Origin of the sequence: Neobacillus drentensis (genome assembly GCF_036962765.1) — a bacterium.
GTDB classification, from domain to species: Bacteria; Bacillota; Bacilli; order Bacillales; family Cytobacillaceae; genus Neobacillus; species Neobacillus drentensis_C.
In genome coordinates this window covers 319-12,306 of record NZ_JBALOS010000142.1, presented here as the reverse complement: position 1 = coordinate 12,306, position 11,988 = coordinate 319, and the positions used below count along the sequence as shown (strand labels likewise).

Below are 11,988 nucleotides of genomic sequence, written 5' to 3'. Positions count from 1 at the left end.
GGAAGAGAGCGTCCCGCCTTATTAGCCGATGTTTTTGAAGCGTTCATCGGTGCCCTATATTTGGACCAAGGAATTGAAACAGTTATTAGTTTTCTAGAAAAAGTAGTATTTCCCAAAATAAATGCTGGTGCTTTTTCTCATGTGATGGATTATAAAAGCCAATTACAGGAGCTCATTCAACGAGATGGAACAGGGACAATTGAGTATCGTGTTCTTCAAGAAATTGGGCCTGCACACAACAAAGAATTTGTTTCTAAAGTTTCCTTGAACGGAAAGGAATTGGGTGTAGGAACGGGAAAATCAAAGAAGGAAGCCGAACAACATGCCGCCCAAATGGCTTTAGACATATTAAAGGCAAAAACAACTTAGAATGACAAAATGTATGTCAGTAGTCCAACTTGCATGCATAGGGAGGATTAAGAAATGTTTCTAAAACGGTTGGACATTATTGGCTTTAAGTCCTTTGCTGATCGCATTGGTGTTGATTTTGTTCCAGGAGTAACGGCGGTGGTAGGTCCCAACGGCAGTGGAAAAAGTAATATAACCGATGCCATCCGTTGGGTTTTGGGGGAACAATCAGCGAAATCGTTAAGAGGCAGCAAAATGGAGGATATTATTTTTGGCGGAAGTGATACAAGAAAACCTCTGAACTTTGCTGAAGTGACATTAACCTTAGATAATCAAGACCAAGGCGTGTCACTTGATTATAACGAAATAAGTGTAACGAGAAGAGTATCACGCTCTGGTGAGAGTGAATTCTTAATAAATAAACAGCAGTGCCGTCTAAAGGATATTATCGATTTATTCATGGATTCTGGGCTCGGACGAGAAGCATTTTCGATTATAAGCCAAGGAAAAGTGGAGGAAATTTTAAATAGTAAAGCAGAAGAAAGACGGACGATATTCGATGAAGCCGCAGGGGTTCTAAAATATAAACATCGAAAGAAAAAGGCAGAAGTGAAACTGTTTGAAACCCAGGACAATTTAAACCGTGTCAATGATATATTACACGAACTCGAAAGCCAAGTTGAACCACTAAAAATACAGGCATCGATGGCAAAAGATTACCTGGAGAAAAAAGAGGAATTAGAAAAATTTGAGGTAGCTTTAACAGTATATGAGATTGAAGACCTCCATAAAAATTGGGAGGAACTTTCCAAACAGCTTAAAGAACATCAGGAGGATGAACTCAAAATCTCTTCTGAACTGCAAGTAAAAGAAGCGAAAATAGTAGAAAAAAGAGATCAGATAACCGCCTTTGATGAGTCCATCACAGACCTGCAAAACGTTCTTCTTCATGCAACAGAAGAACTAGAAAAACTTGAAGGTCGAAAAGAAGTCTTAAAAGAACGAAAGAAAAATGCCTCACAAAATAAAGAGCAGCTGGAAACAAATATAACGGAACTAACAGAAAAAATTAGTCAGCTAAAAAAGAATCGCGACAGACTTTTTATGTCAGCGGAAGAACTTGGGAAGCAAGTACAGCAATTACAAGACCAATTAAAGGAAAAACAGTCAAAACTGCAGTTATTTAATGAAAATATAGAAGATAAAATAGAGAGTTTAAAAAGTGAATATATTGAAATATTAAACGACCAGGCTGGCGCAAAAAATGAATTGAAATATATTCATCAACAGCTGGAACAACAGGAAAGAAAAAGTTCACGACTGGATATTGAGAATGACAAGTTTATTGAGGAACGGCAAATTGCAAAAAGTAAAAAATCCGAGATCCAATCAGCTTTAGACGAAATCCGACAAAAAATAGAAGATCAAGTTGGAGCCTTTCGAGGCAAGCAGCGAAAGCTTGAGACAACGAAAAATAATTATCAAAAGCAGGAAAAAATGCTGTATCAGGCTTATCAAATTCTCCAGCAGGCACAGTCAAGAAAAGAAATGCTCGAAGAAATGGAAGAGGATTACTCTGGCTTTTTTCAAGGTGTAAAAGAGGTTCTTAAAGCACGCGGGAAAAGCCTCAAGGGAATTGAAGGGGCTGTTGCTGAACTTGTAACCGTTCCAAAAGAGTATGAAGCCGCACTTGAAACAGCGTTTGGAGGGGCACTCCAACATATCGTTGTCGATAATGAGCAAAATGCACGTACAGCCATCCAATATTTGAAACAGAATTCTTTTGGCAGGGCAACGTTTTTACCTTTGAATGTTATTAAGGGGAGATCCTTGTCTGCTGTCCAATTATCTTCGATTCAAAAACATTCTTCCTTTATTGGAACCGCTGTTAGTCTAGTGAAATTTGATCCAAAATACGCCGAGGTTATGAGCAGCCTTCTTGGGAATGTGGTCATAACTAGAGACTTAAAGGGTGCAAATGAATTAGCGAAAATTCTTCAATATCGCTGCCGAATGGTTACACTTGATGGCGATATCGTCAATCCTGGCGGTTCAATGACAGGGGGGGCGATTAAGCAAAAAAATTCTTCATTGTTAACTCGTAAAGGTGAGTTAGAAGAATTAAAAGAAAAGCTGATCGTGATGGAAGAAAAAGCGACCCAGTTAGAGAAACATGTAAAGTCATTAAAAACAGAGGTTTCTGGTTTAGAAACTCAGCTGGAGGAATTGCGTAAAGATGGCGAAGATTTGAGACTAACTGAACTGACCCTAAAGGGTGATCTTCGTCAAGCAGATCTCGAAGAAAAAAACATCAATGAACGATTGGCCATTTACGACCTTGAAAAAGGGCAATTTTCAGATGAAAAGACAACCTTAACAAATAGAAAATTGGAATTATCAACTGCTATGAAAAACTACCAAATTTCAATAGCAGAGCTAGATACTCAAATATCGAAGCTTTCGGAACAAAAGTCGAGTGATCTGACATCGAAAGAAGCGCTTTCGAACGAAATAAATGATCTAAAAGTAGCTTTTGCCTCCAAAAATGAGCAGTATATGAGTACACAAGAACGCTTAACTTTATTACAGGCTGATTTAGAAGAGAGTGAACAAAAGCTTTCACTTTATACGGAAGACCTTAATCTGTTAACTTCGGAAATGACGAACAGTTCATCCGGTGAGGAACAGTTAGAAACAGCGGCCATTAGAAAACAACAGGATAAAGAAGCGGCATTGGAGTTAATATCTGTTCGAAGAGAAGAACGGCTTTCCTTAAAGACGACATTAGATGATCTAGAATTGGAAGTAAAAGAATTAAAAAGACTTCACCGAGGACTGATTGTCGTTTTAAAAGACGAGGAAGTAAAAATCAACCGCTTGGATGTAGAACTTGAAAACCGTTTTGCCCGCCTCCGAGAAGAATATCTTTTATCATTTGAAGGAGCTAAGGAGCAATATCCATTAACAATACCATTAGAAGAGGCAAGGAAAAAGGTTAAGCTCATCAAACTTGCCATAGAGGAACTAGGAAACGTCAACATTGGGGCGATTGAAGAATATGATCGTGTTTCCGAACGATACGAGTTTCTCAATGAACAAAAGACCGATCTCCAAGATGCCAAAGAAACTCTTTACAAGGTAATTGAGGAAATGGATGAAGAAATGAAAAAACGGTTTGAACAAACCTTCAATGGTATTCGTGAACATTTCGAGCCAGTATTCAGGTCGCTTTTTGGAGGTGGAAGAGCTGACTTAGTCCTTACCATTCCGGGAGATTTATTAAATACTGGTGTCGAAATAGTGGCGCAGCCTCCGGGGAAAAAACTGCAAAATTTAGGCTTATTATCAGGTGGAGAACGAGCATTAACAGCTATTGCACTTTTGTTTTCAATTTTAAAAGTACGGCCTGTTCCATTTTGTATACTGGATGAGGTCGAAGCTGCCCTGGATGAAGCAAATGTTCAACGTTTTAGCCAATATCTAAAACGGTACAGCACCGAGACACAGTTTATTGTAATTACCCACCGCAAAGGAACAATGGAAGAAGCGGATGTTTTATACGGGGTTACAATGCAAGAATCAGGCGTTTCCAAGTTGGTATCTGTTCGTCTCGAGGATACAAAAGAGCTTGTTGAATCTTAAAAAAATGTCTGTGTTAAAAGTCCTTGTTGATTGAAGCGGAAATCAACAAATAAGTTTAACATAGCAAAAAAAATAGGAAGTGAAAAAATGAGTTTTTTTAAAAAGTTAAAAGAGAAAATCACAAAATCGACCGATTCCGTCACAGAGAAGTTTAAGGAAGGTCTGACGAAAACAAGAGATAATTTTTCAGGAAAAGTAAACGATCTTGTCGCAAGATACCGCAAAGTGGATGAAGATTTCTTTGAAGAATTAGAGGAAATAATGATTCAGGCCGATGTCGGTTTTGAGACTGTAATGACACTAATTGAAGAGTTGAAAATGGAGGTAAAACGCAAGAACATCCAAGATCCTCAGGAAGTTCAAAGTGTAATTTCCGAAAAACTTGTTGATATCTATAATGCAGGTGAGGAGCTATCCTCCAAATTAAATATTCAAGAGAATGGGTTGACCGTGATCCTATTTGTAGGGGTTAATGGTGTTGGCAAAACGACCACTATTGGGAAACTTGGTTACAAATTTAAAAATGAAGGAAAGAAAGTACTATTGGCTGCAGGTGATACTTTCCGTGCGGGAGCGATAGAACAACTGGAAGTATGGGGAGAGAGAGTCGGTGTTGACGTCATCAAGCAAGCAGAAGGGTCAGATCCTGCTGCAGTTATGTATGATGCGATTCAGGCAGCGAAATCTCGCAAATCCGATATTTTATTATGTGACACCGCAGGACGCTTGCAAAATAAAGTGAACTTAATGAAGGAACTTGAGAAGGTTAAGCGTGTCATTGAAAAAGAAATTCCTGGAGCACCGCACGAAGTCATCCTAGTTTTAGATGCTACAACGGGGCAAAACGCTTTAATCCAGGCAAAAACATTTAAAGAAGTGACCAATGTAAGTGGAATCGTCCTTTCAAAATTGGACGGAACGGCTAAAGGTGGAATAGTCCTTGCGATTCGAAATGAATTAAAAATTCCTGTGAAATTTGTCGGACTAGGCGAAAAAATGGATGACCTTCAGGAATTTGATGCAGAGAAATATGTGTATGGACTATTTGCCAATGAAATTGAAAAGACAGAATAGTGGATGTAAAGGTATTATCTTGACAGAAATTGTTCGACCCTGTAAACTACTTATGTAAAGGCTTTTCACTTAACATACGTGTTGGAGGGGATTGGCATGCTTGAAAAAACAACACGGATGAACTATCTTTATGATTTTTACCATTCGTTGTTAACACCAAAGCAGCAAAGCTATATGTCTCTCTATTATTTAGATGATTTCTCATTAGGAGAAATAGCCGAAGAGTATGACGTCAGTCGTCAAGCCGTTTATGATAATATTAAGCGGACTGAGGCAATGCTCGAGGAATATGAAGAAAAGTTGCTGTTATTTCATAAATTTCAAGAGCGTATGAAACTTTTGAGAAATGTTAAAGAATTACTTAACGAGGACGACCCTTCAAAACTGGCAATGCTAGAAGCTGTTGCCGAGTTGGAGAATTTAGATTAGGAGGCGGCATGAATGGCATTTGAAGGATTAGCCGACCGACTGCAGAATACGATCCAAAAAATCCGTGGTAAAGGGAAAGTTTCCGAAACGGATGTAAAAGAAATGATGCGGGAAGTGCGACTCGCTTTACTTGAAGCAGACGTTAACTTCAAAGTAGTAAAAGATTTTGTGAAAAAAGTCAGTGAACGTGCCGTAGGGGCGGAAGTACTGAAAAGCTTAACACCTGGACAACAAATTATTAAAATCGTTAATGAAGAATTGACGGAGTTAATGGGTGGGGAACAAAGCAAAATCGCTGCGTCAAATCGTCCCCCAACTGTCATCATGATGGTCGGATTACAGGGTGCCGGTAAAACGACAACGTCAGGGAAACTTGCCAATTTACTTCGCAAAAAGTATAACCGTAAGCCCTTGCTTGTTGCAGCAGATATTTATCGACCTGCGGCCATTAAACAGCTTGAAACACTTGGTAAGCAATTGGACATGCCTGTTTTCTCACTCGGTGATCAAGTTAGCCCTGTAGAAATTGCAAGGCAGGCAATTGCCAAAGCAAAAGAAGAACACAATGACTATGTCCTTATTGATACGGCAGGCCGACTACATGTTGATGAAGCATTAATGGGTGAGTTAAAGGACATTAAGGAATTGACTAAACCCGATGAAATCTTCTTAGTTGTCGATTCCATGACTGGTCAAGACGCGGTCAATGTCGCACAAAGCTTTAATGAACAGCTCGGACTTACTGGAGTTGTCTTAACCAAGCTCGACGGAGATACCAGGGGTGGGGCCGCGCTCTCTATACGCGCTGTTACACAAACACCTATTAAATTCGTCGGTTTAGGTGAAAAGTTAGACGCTCTTGAACCGTTTCACCCTGAACGGATGGCATCAAGGATCCTCGGTATGGGTGATGTCCTTACGCTAATTGAAAAGGCTCAAGCTAATGTTGATGAAGAGAAAGCCAAAGAGTTGGAACAAAAAATGAGGACAGCCTCATTTACGCTGGAAGATTTTTTGGAACAGCTTGGTCAAGTCCGTAATTTAGGGCCGCTAGACGAATTATTAAAGATGATGCCTGGTGCAAATAAAATTAAAGGGTTAAATAACCTGCAAATTGATGAAAAGCAAATTGCACACGTAGAAGCTATCATTCGTTCAATGACGATGGCGGAAAAAAATAATCCTGAAATCTTGAACGCAAAACGGAAAAACCGAATTGCAAAAGGCAGCGGTCGTTCTGTAACTGAAGTAAATCGTTTGTTGAAGCAGTTTGAAGATATGAAAAAAATGATGAAACAAATGACTGGAATGCAGCAAAAAGGCAAGAAAAAAGGCGGATTTAAATTCCCTTTTAAACCGTTTTAAATTCAAAAGCGGAAGCGCCTTGATCAGGGAAAAAAGTAGTTCATTTTTTCCTAGGGGCTGGAGCTAGACGGTCATCTAAGTTCAAAAAATCATTTGTTTTATTTTGAAAAAATTTGGTAATACTGTATGTAAAGAAAAAACACTTTACAAACTATAAAAGAATTGATATTATACTATCTTGTGTGAAACTATTCGGAGGTGCTTTTTTAAAATGGCAGTAAAAATTCGTTTAAAACGTATGGGAGCTAACAAAAACCCATTCTATCGTATCGTAGTAGCAGATTCTCGTTCACCACGTGATGGACGTTACATTGAAATCGTTGGAACTTACAATCCAGTTGCACAACCAGCTAAAGTTGACATCAACGAAGAATTAGCTCTTAAGTGGTTACAAGACGGTGCAAAACCATCTGATACAGTTCGTAACCTTTTCTCAAACCAAGGCATCATGGAAAAATTCCATAATGCAAAATTAAGTAAGTAACACATACGACTATGAAACAATTAGTCGAAACAATTGTTAAGCCTCTTGTTGATTTTCCAGAAGACGTTCGAGTTGATGTTGTGGAAGACGACAGCCGCGTAACCTATCAACTATCTGTGAATAAAGCAGATATGGGAAAAGTTATTGGCAAACAGGGGCGCGTTGCAAAGGCCATTAGAACTGTTGTTTATGCAGCAGGATCATCACAACAAAAGAAAATTTTTCTAGAAATTGGTGAATAGCTTTTTGCACCTAGATGAAAGGGAGGAATTAATTCCTCCCTTTTTTGCTATAGAAAAGCGAAAGCGTCCCTAGGCGCTGGAGTTAATCAAAGAAAAACGAATGTGATAGCGTGAGGGAGGCATTTCTTTGCAAATCATTCAAACTGTTGTGGTAAAACAAATTCTAACGGAAGACAGCAAGAAAAAATTATTCGACCAATACGAAGCAAGAAAACTCCAGCTTCAACGGGAAAAAAGTCAACTTCAATTTGAGTTGAAGCGCATGGAAAAAACCAAGAACTTTTCACCTGGAACGTTGAAAAATCATTTTGAAAAAGAAATCAATAAGCGTTTAGAAAAAGAAAAGCTTCTTGAGTTTCAAATCGAACAATTACATATGCTACCTTTAGGCAGTGAATTAAAGGAAAAGGAAATCCAGGCACTCATTGAGGTAAAAGTAGGCGATTCATGGAACGATCGTTTAGGACAGCCTGAAATCATTATTAAAGATGGTGTAATCGAGGAAATAAGAGAAGGTGAATAAGGAAATGGAAAAATGGTTTAATGTCGGAAAAATTGTTAACACTCAGGGGATTAAAGGGGAAGTCCGGGTCATATCAAAGACTGATTTCCCTGAGAAACGCTATAAGGCTGGCAATGTATTATATTTATTTATGCCAAATTCAAGTACGCCGATTGAACTAACAGTCAAAAGCCACCGCACCCATAAAAATTTTGAATTACTAACATTTGAAGGGTACAACAATATCAATGAAGTTGAAAAGTATAGGGATGGAATTCTGAAAGTACCTGAATCACAACTTGAATCACTTGAGGAAGATGAATTTTATTATCATGAGATAATTGGATGCCTTGTTGCTACAACAAAAGGGGACGAACTAGGAAAAGTGACTGAAATTCTATCCCCTGGAGCCAATGACGTTTGGGTGGTTAAAGGTAAAGGTGGCAAAGAACTACTAATCCCTTATATTCATGATGTGGTCAAGAAAGTAGATGTGAAAGAAAAAGTCATACTAATTGATCCGATGGAAGGGTTACTTTCATGATGCAAATTGATATACTGACATTATTTCCGGAAATGTTTTCCGGGGTACTTGGCCAATCCATACTGCAAAAGGCTGTTGAAAAATCAGCGGTCAACTATAATGTCGTTAATTTTCGAGAATATGCAGATAACAAACATTCTTCGGTTGATGATTATCCTTACGGCGGCGGTGCTGGTATGGTTTTAAAACCGCAGCCTATCTTTGATGCGGTTGAATCACTTAAAGAAAAAGCAAAAAGCGGGAATCCAAGAGTGATTCTTCTATGTCCACAAGGCGAACGCTACGAACAGCGAAAAGCTGAGGAATTGGCAAAAGAAGAGCATTTAATTTTTATTTGTGGTCATTATGAGGGGTATGATGAACGCATCAGAGAACATGTTGTAACGGACGAAATCTCGATCGGTGATTATGTCCTGACTGGTGGTGAACTTGGCGCCATGGTTGTAGTTGATAGCGTTGTCCGCCTTCTGCCAGAAGTGTTAGGTAATCAGGAATCACATATGAAAGACTCTTTTAGTACAGGTCTGCTTGAACATCCACACTATACAAGACCAGCTGATTTCAGGGGCCTAAAGGTTCCAGACGTTTTATTATCAGGGAACCATAAGTTAATAGAAGAATGGCGTAATAAAGAAGCATTACGTCGAACGCTTGTAAGACGGCCAGACCTTTTTGAGAAAATAGAATTAACAGCCGAGCAGGAAAAATGGCTAAAAGAAATAAAAAAAGAATATGAGTAGTATTGCACGTCTCTAGCAATTATGGTATGATACTTCTTGTGACTTAAGCTGATACCTATCAGATTGTGGTCTTATAACGATGTTCCGCTGCAATTGATTTAGAAGTTTGATGTGCATGAGCGTCTGTTGGAAGGAGTTGAAAACGATGCAAAAATTGATTGAAGAAATCACAAAAGAACAACTTCGTACTGATCTTCCTGCTTTCCGTCCTGGTGACACTGTACGTGTACATGTTAAAGTTGTCGAGGGTACTCGTGAGCGTATTCAGTTATTTGAAGGTGTTGTGATTAAGCGTCGTGGTGGTGGAATTAGCGAAACTTTTACAGTTCGTAAAATTTCTTACGGAGTAGGCGTTGAGCGTACTTTCCCAGTACACACACCAAAAATTGCGAAGCTAGAAGTACTTCGTCGCGGTAAAGTTCGCCGTGCTAAGCTTTACTACTTGCGTAACCTTCGCGGTAAAAAAGCAAGAATTAAAGAAATTCGATAAAATGAAAAGAAAAAGAGCTTGCTCGGGAGCAGGCTCTTTTTTTTATGATTTGATGCCCTTCACAATATGAATTATGGGGTTTCCAGATTGTTGCTGATTTTTTAACAAATTATTAAAGTTTGATTAAAAAATATAATCCCATCGTGTTAAATTTGTTGAAGTTATGTAAAATAAGCTTATAAAACATCTTTTTACAGAGATTGGCGGGGATTACGATGACAAAAAAGAAAAATGAACTCTGGGAATGGACAAAGGCCCTTTTAATAGCAGTTATATTAGCTGCCGTAATTCGTTACTTTTTGTTTGCACCGATCGTTGTCGATGGATTATCGATGATGCCTACATTAAAGGATCAGGATCGGATGATAGTAAATAAATTTAGTTATGATATTGGTGAGCCAAAGCGATTTGATATCATTGTCTTTCATGCACCTGAGCAAAAAGATTACATAAAGCGCGTGATTGGACTGCCTGGCGACACCATTGAATATAAAAATGATACATTATACGTTAATGGAAAAGCGTATAAAGAACCTTATTTAGATAAGTATAAAAAAGAAGTTCAAGATGGTCCGTTAACAGATGCATTCACCTTAGATGAAACAGCCGTAGGTCGAAAAACAGTTCCGGAAGGTGAATTGTTTGTGATGGGCGACAATCGCCGCTTCAGTAAAGATAGTCGCCACATTGGGACCATTCCATATAGCAAAATTATCGGAAAAACAAGTTTTGTTTACTGGCCTTTAAATGATGCACATATCGTATCTGTGAAATAGAGTTTGTTATCTAGCTTCAGTGCCTAGCCGCTCGATTCAAATAACCACCAGCAAGTAAAGTCTAAGTGAGGACTTTTCTTACTGGTGAACATTTGCTTGTCGGAGCTTACGAGGCGCTTACGCTTTTAAAGGAGGTGGCCAACTATGACGATCCAATGGTTTCCAGGCCATATGGCAAAGGCGCGCAGAGAGGTCACGGAAAAGTTAAAATTAGTAGATATTATTTTTGAATTGGTGGATGCGAGAATCCCCTACTCCTCAAGAAATCCAATGATCGATGAAATCATTCAACATAAGCCAAGGCTTGTCTTGTTAAATAAAGCTGATATGGCTGATAGAGAAGCCACAAGGGAATGGATTGAATTCTTTGCCGCAAAAGGAATTAAAGCACTGGCGATTAATTCTCAGGCTGGAGAAGGGATGAGAGAAATTGCCCAGGCTTCACAAGAAATACTGAAAGAAAAGTTTGACCGCCTAAGAGCAAGAGGTGTTACGAATCCAAGGGCGATTCGAGCCATGATTGTCGGTATTCCCAACGCTGGTAAGTCGACGTTAATTAATCGGTTAGCGAAGAAAAATATCGCTAAAACTGGAAATACTCCAGGTGTTACGAAAGCCCAACAATGGATTAAAGTAGGGAAGGAAATGGAACTTTTAGATACCCCCGGGATATTATGGCCGAAGTTTGAGGACCAGGAAGTTGGCAAAAAACTAGCTGTAACGGGCGCAATCAAAGATACATTACTGAACCTGCAAGACCTTACTGTGTATGTCCTCAGGTTTTTAGAGCGGGAATATCCTGGACGCTTAAAGGAGCGTTATAATCTTGAAACCTTACCTGAAGATGTCGTAGAAATGTTTGACAAAATAGGCGAACTGCGTGGATGTCTAATGGCAGGTGGTATCGTTGACTATGATAAGGTTTCAGAATTAGTCATCAGGGAAATTAGGTCGGAAAAATTTGGCCGGATTACACTTGAGCGACCAGCAGATTTTGTGGTTGAATAAGAAAAACATTTGTTATAAACTCTCCCTGACGGAGAGTCTTTTTTATGGGTTAGGCAAATGATGATAACACAGAACTCGTTGTCTGAATCTAGCTCCAGCGCCCAACGGCTAGTGGACTTCGCTCTCCGCGTAAAAATTCTAAAGAATTTTTACTGCCTACGATAAGTCAACATCGAATCGACTTGAGCTCCGTGTTTCCTTTATCTCGGTTGGAGCGCTCCAGTCCATACGCCGCTAAACGGGCGCTTCCGCCTTTTGTAATTCCCAATATTTTTCGAAGGCTATTTGTTCGCAAATCATGTAAAATTAATTAGTAATGGCTCTATTCGTAAAATTTGTTGCTT

General features: G+C 39.0%; 13 protein-coding genes (1 of these 13 only partly in view). All 13 read left to right on the top strand.

Going from position 1 to position 11,988, the window contains the following annotated elements:
- Positions 1-369: the 3' portion of a ribonuclease III family protein gene (locus tag V7137_RS17770; protein ID WP_335699326.1), read on the top strand. Its footprint begins 294 nt before the window's first position; the window shows 369 of its 663 coding nt (coding positions 295-663); the start codon falls outside the window, past its left edge; it ends in the stop codon at positions 367-369.
- A 54-nt stretch (positions 370-423) separates the two neighbouring features.
- The gene (gene smc / locus V7137_RS17765; RefSeq protein ID WP_335699325.1) at positions 424-3,990 is read left to right on the top strand and encodes a chromosome segregation protein SMC; all 3,567 of its coding nucleotides are present in this window, start codon (positions 424-426) and stop codon (positions 3,988-3,990) included.
- A gap of 87 nt (positions 3,991-4,077) precedes the next feature.
- Positions 4,078-5,064, top strand: a complete 987-nt coding sequence (ftsY, locus tag V7137_RS17760) for a signal recognition particle-docking protein FtsY (RefSeq protein WP_335699324.1) — start codon at positions 4,078-4,080, stop codon at positions 5,062-5,064.
- Positions 5,065-5,160: 96 nt separating this feature from the next.
- The gene (locus tag V7137_RS17755) at positions 5,161-5,493 is read left to right on the top strand and encodes a putative DNA-binding protein (protein WP_335699323.1); all 333 of its coding nucleotides are present in this window, start codon (positions 5,161-5,163) and stop codon (positions 5,491-5,493) included.
- A 12-nt stretch (positions 5,494-5,505) separates the two neighbouring features.
- Complete coding sequence (ffh, locus tag V7137_RS17750) at positions 5,506-6,858, top strand: signal recognition particle protein (RefSeq protein WP_335699322.1); 1,353 nt, start codon at positions 5,506-5,508, stop codon at positions 6,856-6,858.
- Between the two features lie 211 nt (positions 6,859-7,069).
- Positions 7,070-7,342 (top strand): 30S ribosomal protein S16, encoded by a 273-nt coding sequence (rpsP, locus tag V7137_RS17745; protein ID WP_214714584.1) that lies wholly within the window; start codon positions 7,070-7,072, stop codon positions 7,340-7,342.
- A gap of 11 nt (positions 7,343-7,353) precedes the next feature.
- On the top strand, positions 7,354-7,584 hold the full coding sequence (locus V7137_RS17740; RefSeq protein ID WP_218345648.1) for a KH domain-containing protein: 231 nt from the start codon (positions 7,354-7,356) through the stop codon (positions 7,582-7,584).
- A gap of 127 nt (positions 7,585-7,711) precedes the next feature.
- On the top strand, positions 7,712-8,107 hold the full coding sequence (locus tag V7137_RS17735) for a YlqD family protein (RefSeq protein WP_335699321.1): 396 nt from the start codon (positions 7,712-7,714) through the stop codon (positions 8,105-8,107).
- Positions 8,108-8,111: 4 nt separating this feature from the next.
- Positions 8,112-8,630 (top strand): ribosome maturation factor RimM, encoded by a 519-nt coding sequence (gene rimM / locus V7137_RS17730; RefSeq protein ID WP_335699320.1) that lies wholly within the window; start codon positions 8,112-8,114, stop codon positions 8,628-8,630.
- Positions 8,630-9,370 (top strand): tRNA (guanosine(37)-N1)-methyltransferase TrmD, encoded by a 741-nt coding sequence (trmD, locus tag V7137_RS17725; RefSeq protein WP_335699333.1) that lies wholly within the window; start codon positions 8,630-8,632, stop codon positions 9,368-9,370. The genes rimM and trmD overlap by 1 nt, the downstream gene beginning before the upstream one ends.
- Positions 9,371-9,515: 145 nt before the next feature.
- Positions 9,516-9,860 carry a 50S ribosomal protein L19 gene (gene rplS, locus V7137_RS17720; protein ID WP_026566443.1) on the top strand — a complete coding sequence of 115 codons (345 nt, stop codon included), beginning with the start codon at positions 9,516-9,518 and terminating at the stop codon, positions 9,858-9,860.
- Positions 9,861-10,075: 215 nt separating this feature from the next.
- Positions 10,076-10,636 carry a signal peptidase I gene (gene lepB, locus V7137_RS17715; RefSeq protein WP_335699319.1) on the top strand — a complete coding sequence of 187 codons (561 nt, stop codon included), beginning with the start codon at positions 10,076-10,078 and terminating at the stop codon, positions 10,634-10,636.
- Positions 10,637-10,780: 144 nt separating this feature from the next.
- Positions 10,781-11,644, top strand: a complete 864-nt coding sequence (gene ylqF, locus V7137_RS17710) for a ribosome biogenesis GTPase YlqF (protein ID WP_335699318.1) — start codon at positions 10,781-10,783, stop codon at positions 11,642-11,644.
- The last annotated feature ends 344 nt before the right edge of the window (positions 11,645-11,988 follow it).